Source organism: Spirosoma aureum, assembly GCF_011604685.1.
GTDB lineage: Bacteria > Bacteroidota > Bacteroidia > Cytophagales > Spirosomataceae > Spirosoma > Spirosoma aureum.
The window spans coordinates 3356183-3375303 of sequence record NZ_CP050063.1 but is presented as its reverse complement, the minus strand read 5'-3'; the positions used below and the strand labels follow the sequence as shown (position 1 = coordinate 3375303).

6 protein-coding genes are annotated in these 19121 nt (G+C 51.1%); all 6 read right to left on the bottom strand.

Features of this window, described 5'->3' with window-relative positions; genetic code table 11:
- Positions 1-31: 31 nt before the first annotated feature.
- The 6 genes from G8759_RS13285 to G8759_RS13260 all read right to left on the bottom strand — a co-directional run bounded on the left by G8759_RS13285 (position 32) and on the right by G8759_RS13260 (position 18824).
- Complete coding sequence (locus G8759_RS13285; RefSeq protein ID WP_167208692.1) at positions 32-1786, bottom strand: hypothetical protein; 1755 nt, start codon at positions 1784-1786, stop codon at positions 32-34.
- A gap of 13 nt (positions 1787-1799) precedes the next feature.
- Positions 1800-6590, bottom strand: a complete 4791-nt coding sequence (locus tag G8759_RS13280; RefSeq protein ID WP_167208690.1) for a hypothetical protein — start codon at positions 6588-6590, stop codon at positions 1800-1802.
- An 11-nt stretch (positions 6591-6601) separates the two neighbouring features.
- On the bottom strand, positions 6602-9508 hold the full coding sequence (locus G8759_RS13275; RefSeq protein ID WP_167208688.1) for a hypothetical protein: 2907 nt from the start codon (positions 9506-9508) through the stop codon (positions 6602-6604).
- 14 nt (positions 9509-9522) lie between these two features.
- Positions 9523-12945, bottom strand: a complete 3423-nt coding sequence (locus tag G8759_RS13270; RefSeq protein ID WP_167208686.1) for a DUF6603 domain-containing protein — start codon at positions 12943-12945, stop codon at positions 9523-9525.
- 7 nt (positions 12946-12952) lie between these two features.
- Positions 12953-15832, bottom strand: coding sequence for a zinc metalloprotease (locus tag G8759_RS13265; RefSeq protein ID WP_167208684.1), 2880 nt, complete (start codon positions 15830-15832; stop codon positions 12953-12955).
- A gap of 82 nt (positions 15833-15914) precedes the next feature.
- Positions 15915-18824, bottom strand: a complete 2910-nt coding sequence (locus tag G8759_RS13260; RefSeq protein ID WP_167208682.1) for a M64 family metallopeptidase — start codon at positions 18822-18824, stop codon at positions 15915-15917.
- Positions 18825-19121: the final 297 nt, after the last annotated feature.

The window sequence follows — 19121 nt, the reverse complement described above, 5'->3', positions numbered from 1 at the left end:
GACTTGGTAACTCACAAAGTCACCTTATGATTCAACCCTCCAGATCCATCAATTGGTCGAAGCCCAAGCCGCTGCTTCCCTCTCCTCTGCCAACAGTCACTTTGCGGCCAACCCACAGCGCTACATTTCCCGCTGGTGTTCGGGTTCGCTGGTAGGTCCGGGTAATGAGCTTGCCCGAGCGGGGAACTTCTTCTTCGTGGATGAAATAGGGCGCGGTTTCATCAAGAATTTCGCCTTTAAACAAAGCCGCCGAATCGGGCATGCGAGCCCGCTGGAGTTGAATGTCCCGGTTATTGTTGGGCACCTGAACGGGGATGAACGGGATCCAGTTGTAGGGCACACTGGTCCCGAGTATATACCGGATTTTTGCTGCCGTCGGCAGCAACGTAATGGGTGGCGGCAGGGTGGCATTTTGCGCAGCCAGCGCTGATTCGTAGCCATTTACTCCTCGCCCCAACGGCGACGGAATCACCGACTCAATGGCCCACACCATGTTCGACATCTCATCGCGGATAAAGTTAACTTTTTCAACAGGCTGACTTTCTGCGGGTTTACCCAGAGCGGGGAGCAATAACGACAGATCAACCGATGCATCAGCCTTTGCGTGTTGTCTGAAGAAGCTCCAGCGTGTCCATTCATGATCGATCGTAGACCCGGCGGATCTAATGTTCGTCCGTTGCCCGAACACATCGGTAACCACTAATCCCCGAATGTTACACAGCGACCCTATTTTACGCTCATACGGAAAAACACACCAGTCATTGCTGTAGAGCAGCATGAACTCGGTCATAATCAGCTTAATAACATCGGTGGTATTCACGTCCATCTGCGCAAACTCAATCCGTTCGCTTTCCATTTGCCAGAAACGCGGGTTGGGCATTCCCTGAAACGACACGGGAGCCGGAATAAACGACAGGCACTCATCCAGCGATTTTATCGGTTCAATTGTGCTCCCTTCAGGTGCCTCAAGCTTATTGTCGATATCCACATCAAACGAATACCAATCCAGTTGACCGTTTTCATACTGCTCTGCTTGCAACACAACCTGAGATCCATTGGTATCATCATCGGCGGCACAGGCAAACTGATATTCCAGGTTCGAAGCCGCCCAGGCATTGTCGGCATCTGAAAGTGGTTGCGAACTAAATTGGCCCAGCCAGACCATCAGTTCGTTAGCTGCGTCTTTCTGTTTCGTCCGATAGTCGGTTGAGGGCGTAGTCAAATCCACCCAGTTAGCATATGAGCCATCGCGAATGGCCTTGACCAATAACCCGCCATTGATGATTTTACCGGCTACGGCTTCGCGGGTTTGATCAGTGTCTTTGTCATAAGTTGTGTTGGGCTCATCGGCTCGAATAGAATACTGCGTCAGGTGGGCATTTTTAGTAGAAAACACGCCTTGTTTCCGAAGCAGTTTTTCAAAATATCGTCCAGTACGTACCTGACTGCCCAGATCATCGGGCCAGGCTTCGCGCTCAACGCGGGTTTCGAGCGGAATGTCGATGGGTAGTGGTTGAGCTGGCCCTCCTTTGACGGCATACCGATTCAGGTACGTCTGGTGGGTGAGCATTCGGGCGTCGACGGGCGAACCGGCATCTTCGCCGATAAACTCGCCAAATTGCCACTGCCGCGTAAGCATCCAGAGCGGGTCGCGTACTTCGGCCCGCAGACTACGCTCAAAGTCAGCCTGACGCGGCCGGCCTTCCAGCCGATTCCAGCCTTTTATGGCAGGGCGAAACGGAGGCAACTGAAAAAATAAAGGACGTAAATTATCGATATCGGCCATGGCAATAACGCAGTTAGTTTTTCAGCAACGTACTCCCTTTCGTAAAAATCGTGGACAGGCCACCCGTAGAAAAATCATTCAGCACAGCCGGAAGTATCTGAAAATAGCCGGTGGTCGTCAGCATATCGGGTTCAACCGCCCGGCGTTTGGCCCGTTCGAGCGTATCGTACAGAATGCCAACCAGTTCGTCCCATGTCCATTTACCAGTCAGTACGGGCGGCACCGCCAGTAAAATGGCCTGTGGTGGCGAGGCATTGGGGCGATTGTAATGGAAAGCAATACCGGTCGTTTCCTGGTCCGTCGGGATCAACTCTGTCCATTCGTCCAGTAACCAACCCGCCTGCGGCAGAGTCATGTCGGCCGGGGCCTGGTGTACTACAATCGATATTCGCTCCTGATTTCGTTGGGCTTCGGCGAAGGTTTCGCCGACCCATTTCTCACCCGATACCCAGGGCAATTGCCAGGGAGTAAGCTCGAACGGCAGATCCTGATACAAGTCATGGTGCAGGGCCAGCGTTTCCACATTTTCCATCTCGGGCCGGACACGCGCCACGCTCTGTAGCCAGTTTTCTATAACCAGTTCCGGCTCACCGCTCAGCATCTCTTTACTGTGCTCAAGCGCATCGTCTAGCTGGCTCTGATTCCGGAACTGAAACCGGGGAATCCAGCTGAACGATTGTCCGTATACCCGACGCGCCACATCCCGACAACGATCCAATTGCTGATCCGGATTAAGTGCCTCAAAACCAGCAAAATCAACAGTTGCCAATTGCTTCTGAATAACGCTGACCATGCCTTGTGCCTGAGCGAGTAAGTCGTCGGCAATGGGCAGGGACGTAGCATCGACCGAAATGGGCAAGGCATCGCTCCAACCGTAATCAGCAATTGCCAGCAAAGCCTTCCGAACCGCATGAAGCGTTCCCGAAGCTACACTGGTCAATTGATTCGTCCGGGCCGCTGTTATCTCCGCTTTAAGCTGATCAGCAGCCGTTTTCAGATTCAACGCGCGCGTATTCAGTTCCGCAGTAGCCGCTTCCAGGTCCGTTTTACAGGTAGCTAAATCCTGATAGCCGGATGGATTCGCTACACCTTCGAGATAGGATTGGGTTTGTGGAAAAAAGTCGAGGGCATGAAGCGGACGGGCTTCTGTTATAATCTTTTTCAGGGAACGTAACAGTGGCAACAGAGCCGCAAATGATACACCGTTTGATTCGGCTTTATGAAAATCAAACGTAATGGATTGCCCATCCGAAATGTTGAAATTCTGCCGAATCTGATACGTCAGCCACCGCTCGATTTCCGATGAAAGCGCACCCAGCTCAGACCCAGTCATCAGGACCAGATCAAGCGGTTGCAACGTAAATTGGGCTAATGACAGTATGTCATCTACCGCCCCAGCCTGATACTGAAACTGGATAGACGCGGCCTGGGGAAGCCGCTCCCCAAGCCAATAGTTGACGAACGGATTCACTTTGCTGCGAGGTGAAGCTGGTCCGCTCCAGGCCGGATGCTGATCACCTACCCCATCGGTTTGCAGACAAACCGCTACCCGATGCGTAATGGATGTGCCACTGCGGGGCGTGTCGACAATTTCGGGGGTCGCGGGCATTTTCCCTTCCGAAATGGCCTGCATCATGCCTCCTGCCCGATCGTAGTTGCCATGAACCGCCTGAAACACACTTTCCGACAACGATAGATCAGCGATGGCGTCGAGCGTATCGGTGAGCCGGTTCAATTCGTCCAGAATGGCCTGCTTTTCAGTCGTTCCGTCGGCTGGCAGACTGGCTATTCCCTGAAGAGTCGGATGAGCGCGGGCGTAGTCCAGCAAGTCGTAGCCATTTATGACGTTACGGGCCTCTACTACTTCCTGCGGAGCATTGTCAGGAACAGGCGTTAACTGTTTTGCCGCCAACGGAAACCGATCACGCAGTACGTAAATATATTGGTTCAGCAGCAAGCCCCGATCGTGCAGACCACGCTCAAACTGATACCCCAGCAGAGCCGCCAGTTCCTGCCCATTCCGAATACCATCCAGATAACTCAGAGCCAGCCGAACCCGCTCCGACGACAGATTGACGGCAAACTGTGCGTTATCATCACCGTGGGAGAGATACGCGTTACGAAGCAGGGCAGCCGTTGTCGCATGACGCAACGAGGGGGTCTGGATATGCCCTCCATTGGCGGCATCTTCGTAAATCGTTTTGTTTTTGGAGTCCTGCAGAGGGGCAGGGTATTGATCTTGTGGAAAGCCCGTTTTGGTGGTGTTGGGTCTAAGGTTTTCAACCCATCCGTATGCACCCAGATACGTACCTTTTCGCAGGTATTCGTTCTTTTCGGTGTGCTGAAGATTATAGAGCCGACGCGCAAAAAGTCCGGTTTGCCAGGCATCCAGGCGGTAACTGCACAAATCAAGGTGTTCGGCAAACAGCCGTTCCAGCCGGGCAGTAGGCAACCCGCGAAGCGTGCGTAACGCGTCGATCACGCCCATCAAGGGCAGCATCTCGGTGGGACCGTTGTAGGGCTCGCCCGGTTTGGGAATTAACGCACGGATAAACTCGCCAACGGGCATGGCCGTTTGGGAAAGTCGGAGCTTGGCCGCATCGAGTTGAAAATAATCAGCTTTCGTGATATCCTGCTGACCGTCCATATTCTGTAACTGGCCTTCAACAGGCAGATCCTGAAGGAATCGCTGATCAACGAGCCAGTCAGCAATCCGTTGCCCGAATTCTTCCAGATAGGCTCGGTGAAGAAGTTGATACAAAAGTGCTTTTGGTGGGGCAACGGGCTGGTTATTCGCATCCAGAAACTGACCATTTCTGATCGTCTGCAAATCGCTTTTCAGCAGCCAGTCAATGTAATTATCGGTCCCATTGAATGGCTGAATCAATGCCGTTTCCGACAGTGGGGTTCGCGGATCAGCATCGATAACCGGGCCATTCAACTCATCGGTGGCTGTCTGGAAAATCAACTTTTCGAGTAGAAAGTCTGTAGCCGCATTGAATCCTAAGGCTGTAAACTGCTGTTCTTTAGCCCGTTGTAATCTACCCCAAAGCCCTACGGTCTGGGGTGTTAAGGCCCGGAAGTTAAGGTAATTCCAGACATAGCTATCTGTCACGGCCTTACGGGAATGAAAGACCACCGACGAAGCCTGTAAGCCCAGCATGTTCATCAGGTTTTCGGGATTACTTCCCTCCTTCCCGGCAAAGGCGACCTGCGGACGAAGCGTTTCCCACTGGCTTTGTAACTGCTGTAGAATGGCCAGCAATTTTACCCAGAAATCTTTATCGGTGCCCAGCTCGGCGTCGGTAAACTGCCAACTGTTAAAGTCACTTGTCACCAGCAATCCGTACGGCTGATTACCTACCCGAATGGCAGGCAACCCGCCCCTGCCCGTTACAAATTCGGTAAAAAACTGACGGACCAGGGTCTGGCGCGACCGACTAACCAACGGTTTCAGCAGGTCGTTCAGGAACAGTCCCCAGGTGGCAGGCCAGAGTGCATTATTCATGGCCAATGCCTCCCGAACATCGTTCCAGCCTGCATTGGGCACAAAAGAAACCGACTCATTACTGACACCTAACGCTTCGGCAAACCGCTGACCATCTGACTGCTGGTAGAAGTCGTCAACTGGCGAAAAATAGGGAGTATTTTCTTCTACCTCCTGCTGGCGATTGATTGATGCTGAAGGTCCTGCCGTCGCTTTTTCGGTGTTGTTGGTGGGCGTGCCCTGTGGCAGAATACTGATTCCTTCAGCTGAATAATTGTGGTTCTGAACAAGTTCTTCCAGGAGTTGCTGATTCTGTACAGCATCGGTACTGAACCGGACACCCAGCACCACCAGCCGATCAAATCCTCTTTGAAACCAGGGACTCGGCAATGTCATTTTAATCGCCATCCCAACGGCCAGGGCCTCGTCGAAATCGAACAGCCAGGCCATTTCCTTACTGTATACCAGTTTATTATCGGCATCGCGCCCGAACGATGATTCCATCTGAAGGGGATCAGGTCCCATCACCAGATAGTCGGGAATGGGACTCCCAACCGTTTCCAGCACTTTCCGTACACCCGAAAATGCCATAACGACAAACTGATTCGGCATCAGCCGCGTGTGCGGTGCCTGCGTCCAGGGCTGGGGTTTGGGTGTATTCTGCGGTTTCAGAATCAATTCGGGCAGGGTTCGCCACTGCGCCGACCAGTTAGTCGGCTGCGTTTGCCGGGCTACCCAAGCCGCCCGGTTCTCGCCAAATCGGTTAGCTAACCCATTCCAAAGGGTTGTCCGCAGCTGTTTACCCGCTTCGTCGGTTTCGGTTCGGGTTGCCCAAACCTGTCGCCAGTAGGTTTCGCCCGACTCGATTTCATCCGCCGTAAGGTCTTTTTCGTGCGTAAACGTCGTGATCTCATCCGGATAAACCCGAACCCAAAGCTCATGCGTATCGCCCACCGAATGGAAATGGGTTTCTATTCGAACCGGGAAGAGTACAAACGGCAAGCTGTCGGGCAACTGTTCGATCAGTTTCTGTGGCGTCGCATCAAACATTGCCTGATAATCAGCCAGCTCCCGCACCCGGCCTTCAAGAACGCCCTTCTTCATTTCCACCAGATTCCGTTGGGCGCTGTCGATTTCGGCTAAACGCTGTTTCAGTATCACGGTATCGCTATCCGACAGTTTTCCACGGGCTTTCAACTGCGCCACTTCCTTTTCGAGTGCATTCAGTATGGTAAATTGCTCCACGACCTGCCCATACGCCTTATCCCGCTCAGCGGCCAATTGGGAGGCTTTCTGTTGGATATCTATCAGATTCATAGCGTTAAGGATTAAGGCGCAACAAGGTTTTTCAGCATTTCGCGGGCATGAACGGCCACCATGACAGGTTTCTGGAAAAGAATGTAAGCCAGATCAGCAGACTGCGTATTCCAGTCAACGGCATCCGGGTTCTGGCCCGTCAGCGACTGCACAAAGGGCTTGCTCATGTCAATCACTCCCTGCGTATTACCGAGGGTATTCCAGGAAAGATTGTCCCATTTCTGCGGGCTTGGGTTTGTAACAGCCTCGTCGTCAAGACCAAACCGGGGTTCGCCGGGAACCTGCTGAATCACAAAAAACCAGCCTAAGTTGTTGTTACCCAGCCGTTGCTTTTCGGCCGCCGTTTCTTCTTTCACATCACCTTTGGCCTGCGGAATTGATAAGTCGAAGCCGATAAAATGAAGGTCGGGGTCGATTTGCGCCTTATAAATCGGATTTTTGATATGAACGCCATCAGCCACAGCCTGACCGGTCGTGTCAACCAGTACTAACCGATTGAGGCTGTCAGGCTCTGTACCCCATTGTGCCTGCTGCGCATAAATAACCGTATTCGGGTAGCGTTTGAGCAAATCACCCCGAATGACCAATACCAGTAACCCATCTTCGACCTCCGTCAGCCGATGGTTATGGTCGCCCAAGTGTATTTTCTCCGGTGCATTGAGCAGCCATTCGTTAATGGGTGGAATATCTTTCTGTTTTTCTGCCTGCACTTTCGGGGGTAAAGCTGCGGTTTGGGTATCCCCAATTGGTTTCCAGAATTGTCGAAACGGTGTTCCGCGCTGATCGGTGGGGTATTCGCGCCAGAGTAGTTCCCGCATAAATTCGTGATTGAGCCCCACCATGTATGCTTCAATGAACGGCTGATTCGTTACCATCAGCGACAATGTATTGGGCAGAATCAGGTTCAGATTCGGCACAAAGAATTCTTTATTGATGGCCACCAGCGGCTCATACATGGCATCTCTGATGTCGGGGTATGCCATCACCCGATCCAGTTTCGGGACGATTCCAGTGCCCTGGATAATGCCAGGCAATACCCGAACCGGGAACGTATTGAGCGGATTGAGCGCATTCATCAGCGTTTGGCTAATCACGTTAATGCCTGCAGGCTGCCTCACGGGTGGGGGCATAACCTGTTCGACCATCACTTCGTGCAAATTGGTAAGGGCGGTTCTGAACACTTTGGCTACGGCATTATCCCGGTTGATTCGTCGGATGATCGGGGCCTGGGTCTGTCCGGGAAGAAGAATTTTAAAGTTACCCCGTGCCCCAATGTTTTTGACGGCATCGGCACTGTAATCCAACTGCTTGCCTATTTCTGCTGGCAGCGTCTGCGCTTCGGGCGGAACAACTTTGGCAGGAGCCGCCGTGAGTTTTCCCGTGTTCATTCCCTGAATCAGACTTGTAAAACTCCGGACGGGCGTACTCATCTCCAGACGTTTCGCCATCAGTCCCCGTGGTCGAACGAGTTTGCGAAAAGCACCACTTACGCTGGCCACAGGCAACAAACTCTGCTGTACCTGAAAATGCACCGTTGTGGCTCCATTACGTACTTTTTTATGAAGTTGTCCCGTCAGAGCAAGCCGAAGCGTATCATCCAGACTAGCCAGATGCTTCTGATGAAGCTGTATGCTGGTCAGCATGGCTAACTGCGAGAATCGAATTTTTTGATTAGCCGACAGAACATCCCCGATCTGTTGCCAGGCTTTGCGCATGTAATCTTCCTGATTTTTCTGCACCACAAGGGTTCCCATACCCGCCGGGACGCGGTAACGCGGGTCCTGATTCAGTTCATGGACCCAGTTCTGTTCGTCAGACTCAAGGCTCAATCGGCTGATCAGGGCATGCCATTTGCCATACAGAGGGGGCGTAATGACCGGATCGGTGCTGCCATTGGCCTCACGAACATCTTCCGACAGATTGATGATCGGCTTTACTTTTTCAGGAAAATCACTGACCGAATCGAAGGGATAGTTCGGTTTCCGCTCGGTAGTGGGTGCCAGTAAGGCCCCTTCTAACCCAACCGTGTTATCGGGCTGAACCGAAATGGCGCCAATGCCAAAACCGGGAGCCTGCATGTCCATATCCCGAATACCGACCCGCTTGTCCATGTCGCGTGGCTGTAGCAACCGCACCAGCGATTCAAAATCACCACCAACGCCCGTTCGGAAAAACCAGCGATAGTATACCGGATACTCTTTCTCCCCGGTTTCGTCTTTCGCCCACGACATGGTAAGAGCCGGGTCCGAATCGTTGACGGATTCTCCCAAACCCGCTTTTCGCCCAATCTCGAAAGCGGGTACAAGAAAAGCATGGTAAGCTGTGTTCGGCTCCAGATGCCGGGGGCACATTAGCCGCGAAATGCCCCGATCGGGCGAGTTACGTAGCAGATTATCCAATTGCGTTAGATTGGGCTGATTACCCGGATGATCGATGGGTTCGTTCAGGTGCACATGCGCCCAGGCCCATGTATCGGCAGGTGGCGGCAAAACATCGTTTCTGGCAGCCTTTATAGAAATAGCGGGCAAAGGCCGATTGCCCGTGTTCACATCCGTAAATTCCGTTTCTTTCAGCACGACCAGCGCAATCCACGGGCTAAGCCGGTGGTTGTTCTGAACTCGATCGGGGGTGTATCGCCAGGGAAAATCTTCATCGTAAAACTCAACAAAAGCCAGGTAGTTCGGCTCGAAATCCGTTATCAGATTACGCGGCTCCGTACGCACAATCATCTGCTGATTGATACCCACCACATCGCCCGGCCCAATCAGACTAACGGTTTTGGTGATCGGATGAGCTGTGTCGCCATTAACCGTCAGGCTAACGTCCAGTTGTGCCCGCGACGTAGTAGCTCCCTGAGTGAGTTGATTCGCAATGCCCCGGCGCAGCCATGGCAGGAAGGTATATCGGGCTAAACTCATGATCGGTTATGGTATCAGTTAAGTTGGTAGGAAGGAATTACCTGCAATTCGTCGGCTAATCCAGCATCCTGTCGAACAAGGTTATGCAACGCTTGCCGCGCTTCCGTTTCTGTGTTGAACATAAGTTGCTGATGCAGTTGCAGCGTATCTGATGTAGCAACGGCAAATGTTTCGGGACGTACCCGAACCGGTTCTGTTCCCAGCACCGATGGTTTACGCTGCCCTTCGGCCAATGAGGAGCGGGCGATTGCGTTGGTTGACAGATAGAGCCCAAACAAGCCACGATCAAAAGTCAGGCGTTTCGGTTTTTGTTTTTCCGGAACATAAATCAGCTCGTAGGCCACATCAAGACCAACCGCATAATCACTCTGTGGCTGCGTCGAGCCTCCCACTTGCACACCCGCATCAAAAGCCTCAAACGAGGGTCTGGAGAGCTTTTCAGCATCCGACATCTCAATGAATTGAGCCGGGGCAAACTGTTCTTTTTCGTAGTCCTCATCGGTAGGCGTCGACTGGGTATTGCCCACTTTCACGCCTGAAATAGCGAACCGTCGCGGGCCATCGGGCTGCTGATAACCAAAGCGGGCAATGTCCAGACGTAGGGGTACAATTTTCTGCGTTACGTTCAGCGTTCCGAACGGATGCAGGATCAGCGACTGGCCATTCTGCGGCAACTCCCGCAACGAAACATACTGATTACCAATGGGTAAATTAACCCTCCAGTTACCCGATTGGTTGAGCGCTTCAATCAGTTTATCGATTACCCGAACCGGAGGGAGCGTATCATTACGTCGTTCGCCAAACGTTTTGTCGAAATGAACAGTAATGGTAACCGTAAATATGAAGCCAATTTCAAACGACGCTTCCCCATGCGCGTGCCAGGGCGTTGGTCCTTCGAGCGTTAGTTTGAGTTTGACGCTAAACAATGTATGCGATCCCGACCGAACGGCCAGCATAGCGGCTACCTCAGCGATGAAATACAGGGGCGAAAACTGAACCAGTACATCGAGAGACAGAAATCCATACACGTTGAAAACGCTGGCGTCGGCGCTCAACTCAATTTTGGAACCGAACTGAACGGTATTGGATGTAATGGCAAAATAGGATTCGGCCTTAAGGCTCGGATTCCCTGAGAAAATGACCAGACTCAGCCGCTTCATGGCAGGAAGCGACATGGGCGGGGGCGTATAGGATGGATGGAACCCGCCGATCGAAACCAGGAAGTTGGCGTTTTCTTTCCAGTACAACCGTAGCACCATATCACCCGTGAGCGTGAATGTCAGAATCCGGGAATTGATCAGCGACGCATCGAACGAAATCTGTCCTTTATCGAAATCGACGTAGCCCAGGAAGTTGACCTGAATTTTCACAATGGGCGCCTGTTCGTCGGGTAAATTCATCCGAAGTACACCCAACAGGGCAAAACCCGGCCGTGGAATTTCGAGCAGCAAACCCAGCTCAAGACTGATCAGTGTAGGTGTTCCCCAACCGATCTTAGCCATCGGCCCGATCAGAAAATGCCCTTGCTGCGGGGGAAAAATCCGTTTGAGATTACTAACGATAGTGGTGGCATTGGCGACAATGTTTTGCGGAAACAGAATCGAATTGAGCGAGCCGTCATTAACACCTTTACGCAGTTCCTCAATCAGATACGTTCGGTTGAGGCCAAGTAGCCCACCTACCCCGTTGAGTGTAAATCCATACCCCAGTTGAATGGGGGTAAACTCGGCTGTAATGATAATCAGCAACGAAAAACCGTCGGTGCCATCGGGCATCCGGGTAGTCAGAATCCCGATTGCCTTGAGGGAAATGGTATTCGAAAACGTAAGTTCTAGCCCACCCGCATATTCTTTTTTAGCGTCGTCGAAAAATAGAAATCCTCCGCCCGTAAAGCCTCCGCCATTAATTGAAAGGCCCACGCCCGTTGGAGGTTTGAAGCCTAGAGCAATGTCGAACGGTCCGGCATTTCCCCGATCGAAGGTCGTGACCAGGGCCAGGCCGATGTTCTGCACTACCAGCGTTAGCGGCCCCAACTGTCCTTTAATACCCGCCCCAATTTCCAGAATAGCGGCTGGTTTAGGGTCAGTTTCTCCGCGTAGCCGGATGAGTAGTTCCTCAATGGATATCGGTCCCAACACCAGATGTGGATGTACGGCCACTTCAAAACCGCCCCCACCCGTAAACTTAATACCGTTCTTGTTTGACCATTCAAATCCAAGCGTAAACGGAATTTTCGTTTGGCCACTGCCAATAAGTTTTCGAATAAAACTGTCGGCGTCGGCGGGGTTAAGGATCAGCGCAAAATCGGTCAGTTTACCGCCGATTTTCAGTTCAGGATCAGTACCATTGAACAGGAAACTGAACTCCAGTGAACCTCCTTTCAGTTCCAGGCGGGTTCCGTTCTCGCTCCCCACCACGGTTTGCGTCTGAACCGGTGCATACTCAACACCCGCCCCGAAGCCAGCCGAAGGAAGCTGACCGTCCTGAAATGGGTATTTTACCGAGATCTCACCGGGTCGGATCAAAATGCCGAACAGGGACGCAATGTTGGTACCAGCCCTGATAATCAAATTCACATCTTCACGAACCCGCAACGTCGGCAACGTAATCTCCGAGGGTAAGGCAGGCTGAATAATGATGCCCGGCAGCTTTGCACCGACAGCTGGCAGGTCCAAAACCGCCAGACCCAGGTCCCTGTCCTGTCCGGCAATGTTGAGGTACGCAAAAGCGATGCGGATAAACTGATCGACACGTGGACTGGCAGGATCATCAGGATCGGAATCGACGTAACGATAACCGGTGTCGGGATCTATGGGTGATAGCGAGACTGGAATCCGCAGCGCATACAGTAGTTCGAGCAGATGTTCAGCAAACAGTTCGAAATTGAAATTAGGAGTGCCCCATCCGTAAATCAGTTCAGGAAGTTGATCAGGATGAGTCAGTATCTGCGGAATCTTATCCCAATTCAGTTTCTGTCGGATAAACGACGGACGGCTACGATCGGCGGTACCGGGCACGGCTAGTTGCTCGATGACACCCGTCATTTTGAAGAAATTGAGCAGAAATGGCCAAGCTACGGTGAGATAATCGACAACCAGCAATTCGAAAATCCGCTCCTGAATCTCAGCCAGAAACGTAACCGCATCGTTTACTCCCGGCGGAGTTTCACTAATTGATTCCAGCGCTTCGTATACCGCTTTCACTTTGCCCAACACTTTCAGCGCCTTTTCCGGATCAGGATTGGCCAGCAGCGCATCCAGTTCGGCCAGGGCTTCATCGACCCTGACGGTCAGGGCCATAAAAGACGGGGGTATGTCGGTGGGTTTCCAGCCCAGTTGGTAGATAAATTGCCGAAAATGAGCCGCGTCGCTCACCGCGTCTTTCAACGGACGAACGGCCAGAGCCAGATGTTTCCCGATCTCTTCTAAAGTACCCATGTCTTCGTCAGGATAAATTGTCAGGATAAATTTTCCGCGTTAAATAATCGGCATCGAAGTCCCCGAATTTAGTTGGGTCAATCAGGTTGATGAGCGTGTACCGGCAAACGGCACAGAGTTCGATCAACTGTTCTTTTTTGTCTTTCGTATCGCTCGGGCTGAGGTAGTAGCCATGCATCATGCATTGAGCCGACGGATGATACACTCCCCCAAAGTAGCGCATTCCGCCACTATACAAGCCAATGATTTCTTTCTTCCGACGGGAACAGCAGGGAATGTACTTTGGGGGAAGTGTCGAATTTTGAATGTCATCCGTATCGATAATTTCTTCGTGCGTGGTATTCGCATTCAGCGGAAACGGATTGTCATTCAGATATTCCAGAATCGGTTTGGCTATCAACTCAGCATATTTATATTGATTGGTTCCCTGATTATCGCGAACGGGAACGGCCGCGTACAAGAGCATTTCTTCATTAGGGTTGAGCGTGGAAAGCCCAGTAGGAAATGTTGCTGTACCGACCGGCTGCGCCGTAACCTGATTGCCAGCTACCGATTTTATGATCAGTTCAGGTGACAGCAAAAAGGTCTGCGTGTCCGGCTGACCGGCGGTGGTGGCGGGGTTTCGCAGGATGGTAAAAATGGGATCAGTCACCCGTTTTTCCCGAATATCCAACCGCTGTCCTACACTAAAGAAACTGGTTTGACCAGGCATCAGCTCGATCGTCGTCTGATTCGTGCCGAAATCGCTTTTGATCGTCAACTTGTTATTGGCAGCATCGATCGATTTTACCTTTACGTAGTACTTTGTGAAAGCTGTCGGCAGGGTAGCCGGATTAACAATGTCGGCTACAACCCGCATATCTTTATCGAAGACCCGTAGCTGATAGCGATTGACTCGTCGTTTTCGAAAAAACACCGATTCGCCCACCTTAAAACCAGCCTTCGGGTTCTTTACGGTCAGCAGTACCTCATTGCCGGACGTAGTGACAGCCGTTACCAGCGAACACTTCTGAATACGGTGATACCGCCATTTGATTTTATAGGCATCGAGTTCAGTTCCCGTTCCACCGCCTGTTTTGGGCCGTTCAAAATCCTTTCTGGGCTGAACGTTGCTGTATTCATCGGCATAATAAGCCGGGTCGTTGTAAGCAGTAAAGGGCCAGTTAACTACCAGTGGATCGGTAATGATTTTACCCTTATACGCATCATCGTCCGGCTCTTCACCATATTCATCCCCCAGGCCAAATGAGTGAAGCAACTCATGCGTAATGGTCCCTTTTTTTCGCAACGGAATCGTAGCCGGAACACTGATCGCTACTTCCGATACCTGGTCATCGGCCAAGGTTCCCATCAGTGTAATGGTACTGTCGGAGTTGACCGATGAGAACATATAACCCGTTTCGTTCTGCGCCCGACCACGTCCATCGACCAGCAGGAAGATAATATTATCGAAATCTTTTCCCCGATTCCCGGCCGGGGTATCCATCACAAAAACAGGCCCGATCAGGTTGTTGTCCGTGTCTTTTAAACTCCCCAGAAAACCATCCAGAAAATCGCGCTGCACCCGACGCTTATCAAAATTGATCAGGTTATACTGACCATCCTGTTCAACCGCCGTGTAATCATTGACGCTAATCCCAAAGGCCGTATCTTTCGCGTCGGGTAGTCGGCATTCGGCATCGGAACGCCAGCTTGCCACCAACCCATTCGTCGGGCCAAACAGCTCGTCCAGCTGCGCTGCCGTTAGTTTGGTCGTATTTTCCCAGCGTAGCCGAAGCGCAGTGTTACCAACGGTTGCGTCGTTCCTGACCGGAACGCCAACGAAATACAGCAGATTTTCGGCAGTCCACGTACTGGCGTCAGCGCTGGCAGGCTTTGTGGCTACTTTAGCCCGTAATCCTAACATCCGGTTTGGCTCTGTTTCCAGCACTTCCAGCACCGACCGATAGGTTAAGCCGTCTTCGCGGGAGGGTACAAATACTTTCCAGTAATTGATGGAGCCTTTCAGCAGATTGAACGGCGACGATATTTTTTTGCTGACCAGATCCGATACGTAATTATCCAGTAGTTGCCCGAATGCCGTTGAATTCGTGAAGCCCTCCGCCAGAAAAAGAATATTGGGAACCTCGTTCAGTTTATCGAAACCGGGGCAGTTGCCCGACGTGATCAACTCTGCTTTAATCGTCGTCTGACTGGCTGATAGCGCGTCTGACAGCTGAACCGTGCCCGTAGCATTCAGTGTTTGTGAACCGTATTTTACAGTAATGCTGAGAACATGGTTGCCAGAACGGTTACCCGGCGTTATACGTCCGCTATCGTTGATCAACGCGGGTGTGGCCGTACATTTCCATTTAATCTGTACCTTATTGGTAATCGTGTACTTAACAATTTCTTCGTTGTCGCCTACATAAATATCACCGATTTCGGCCACAACTTTATCGTCGAAAAGGGCGTAAACAGCCGCTCGTGCTCCGGCCATACCCTGATACACCGTGATCGGGTCGGGCGTCATCCAGACTTTCTGAATGGTTTTGTGCACGTGAATTCGAATGGCGGCCTGGCTCGTGGAATTGTCGGACGTATCGGTTACAATCGCATACACCAGAAAGCTTGTTATCTGGAATTTGGCATCGGCGGGGGCAGCCGCATCCAGTTTAAGCAGGTAGGTAGGTTTTCGGCTGGTCGGGTTGCCGAGCGTCCCCGTTATCTTCAGATTATTCGACGCATTAAAACTCGTCTGAAAACTGTATTTAATCGAGGCATGCGCGTCCGTGTATTCCGGTGCATCGGTCCCATCAATCTCCAGCAAGTTCGACAGTTCGATGGATTGCCCACGAAGCAGGTGAATATCGTAGGGGGGGTTGAAGGCACAACGCGGAGCGGACATACAATAAAGTTGAGTTTAGGAAAAGAAAAGGTAATGCATTCGCTTATAGCGCTTTAGAGCTATTTAGCCAACGGTATTCATTTTAATCCGGATAAATTTTCCGTTTCATATAATCAGCGTCGAAATCGCCATGTTTTGTTGGATCGATCTGGTTGATCAGTGTATAGCGGCATACAGCACACAACTCCGTATAATGATCATCGTCAACCTGTTGACGCATCATGCACTTGGCCGCAGGATGGTATACACCACCATGATGCTGATCGCCCCCGCTGTAGAGACCGATGATTTCCTTATCCCTCTTCGAGCAACAAGGCACTAAATGGCCAGGGATATTCGTGTTATCCGGCGTTCGATCAATTACTTCACGGTGTTGATCATCCGTATTGAACGCAAATGGATTAACCAGTAAGTGATTAAGTACTTTCTGGGCTATAATTTCGGCATAGGGATAATCGGCCGACCGCTGCCCTTCAGGCATGGCAATCGGCTCATACACAATGATGGCTTCATTTACATCCAGGGTTCTCATGTAGTCGGGCAGCGTAGCGTTTGCCGGACTGGTCAGCGTGAGTCTATTGTTGGCAGGATCAGTGCTCACTACGGTCAGTTCAGCAGAAATTGCCTTTGTAATGATATCCGGCCCATTGGGTACGGCACCTGCTGTTCGAAATAAGGTCAGCACAGGACCATACCTATTTTCGGACCGAATCGTAAATCCCGTCCCTGTTTGTAACAAAGCCGCCTGTCCACGGTCTACCTGAACGATTAACGTAGCTGTACCACGACGAAGCGTAACCCGATCGTTAGCGACATCAATGGCGGTTATGTCAACAGCGTTTACAAATCCAGCAGGAAGTGGGTTAGGTGTGATAACGGAAGCGATTAATCGATCCTGACCGGTAGCGCGGGAATGAATAAAATATACGGTCGTATTCCGCCGTCGTTTCCGTAGAAAAACAGGTTTATTGGCGGTAAACTGAGCCGCCTGGCCATTCTGCAGCGTTAGCTCGATTTGATTACTAGTTACGGTGATGTTGGTAACGACTCCACACTTCTGAATGCGATGATAGCGCCATTTGATTCGATAGGGCTGAATTTGAGTACCTCCACTCGAAACCGGTACTTCCAGGTCAGCTCTGACCTGAACATTGCTGGACCAATCGACTGAAGAAGCGGCTTTTGTATACGTTGCAAACGACCAGCCTGAAACCATCGGATCATTGACCGGTTTATTTTTATAGCTTTCCAGAGGAGGATTCTCTCCGTATTCATCGTCTAACCCAAACGAATGGCACAGTTCATGGGTAGTGGTATTTTTCGACTTTAACGGGAGTTTGTCGGGCAGATCAGTTGGCGCAATCGGAACACGCAGGGTGGCTAAATCGCCAATTAATATTTCTTTGGCATCCGAATACGATGCCTTTTCAACGACGGAGAACATATATCCTGTACTATTTACAGCCCGCCCCCGACGAATAGCCGATAAGACGACAATATTATCCCAATCCTTTCCCTGTGGCTGAGTCGGACTCGCCTGCTGAACGAAGGTGGGACCGATCAGGTTGTTATCATCATCCCTCAATGTACTGAAAAAAGTGTCCAGATCCCCGCGCTGGATGCGCTTGGGGTCCAGACCAATATCACTAAAATCGTTCTCCCTTCTGGCGGCTGTTGTATCCTGAATTGTAACGCCCAAAGCGGTATCTTTTACAGGAGACAACCGCCTTTCGCCAAGTCGCTGCCAGCTCTTTATCAGCGATTTTTTCGTCTTTAGTTTCTCAATTTCTTCGTCTGTCAGGTGGGTCGTGGCTTCCCACTTGGTAAACAAGTTATCAATTACGGTCTGGTCGTTGGTGTCGCGTTCGGCTCTCACGGGCAACCCGACCCAATACAGGAGGTGCTCAATGTCCCAGTCGTCGACCGGCTTATTCTGATCTCTTTCAATAAATGGAATCGGACGACCTGTTAATTTGGGTAGAATTGGTTCGTTCGGTTTCTGGCGTACAGCCAAATCGCCCAGGTATGTCGCCCCGCTTTCGCGTGAAGGAATAAAAATCATCCAGAAATTGATCGAGCCTCGTAGCAGATTGAATGGTGCGGTAATTTTATTGCTCATCAAATCCTTGACATAATCCGCAACCAGAATTTTAAAGTTGAATTCCTGTTCGAGCGTAAAGCCTTCGGATAAAAAGAGAATATTAGGTACTTCATTCAATCGGGGAAAGCCTGGGCACCCTCCCGTTGCCACTAATTCGGCCTGTACGGGTGAATTGGCGGCCAAATTTCCCGATACCATGATCAGACTGGCTGCCGTTTGCGTGACCCCATCGTAAGCAACTGATACATTCAGATCGTGAATACCGGTTATAGTCTGGGCCCTGATCGAGCCGTTGGCCGGATCTACTAAAGTAGGGGTAGGTGAATTCCAGCTTATAGCAAGCTGGGGGTCAATATTAAACCGAGCATTCTGATAACGCTGATTACCGATTTCAGCGATAACATCGTCGTCAAAACGACCATGCAGACGAGTCTGATGCGTAACACCAGGCGTAATGGTTAAACCCGCAGGCGTAATCCACACCTCTTCGATTCTCGTGTGAATATGAATTCGCAATGCTGTCCAGTTGCTGGAATTATCAGCCGCATTCTCGACTTCGGCGTATAAGTAAAAGTTGCGAATACGGTTTTGTGCGGCAGCGGGCTCATTCGCGTCCAGCGTGATTAGCCAGTCAGGTTTCCGATCAAACGCATGATCATGCTCGACCGGATTCTCGACGGTTATTCCAAAATCATTGGCCTTATCCTCGTCGAAGCTGGTCCAGAATGTATAGCTTATATCTGGGTGATTATCGACATAATTATACGCGAAATCTCCCCCAATTCGTAGTAAGGTTGCAAAGGCATTTGTCGCATTGACGATTTGGAACGATTGCCCCCGAAGCAGATGAATGTCGTAGGGTGGTTCGAAATAGATAGCTGGAGCCGGCATAATCAGAACCGTTTAATAGATAACGGAAGGTAATCAGTCCGGCAATTGAATCGTCAATATTTTGAGCGAACGTACTGCCTGAATAGCATTTGACAGAGTGCTTCTGATGGGATCAGCACTCTTTCGGCCTACTCGCCAATGACCCGGCTATATGATTGTCCATCCGGTTTCGTTACCTTTATGAGTCCGAACGTAATCGATCGGGTTGATTCATGGCAGACAGTGTCCAAATGAATCGCCCCATTGTAAAGCGATTCCCGGTCGAATCCGTTATACTATTACACTCCTGCTGCCCGC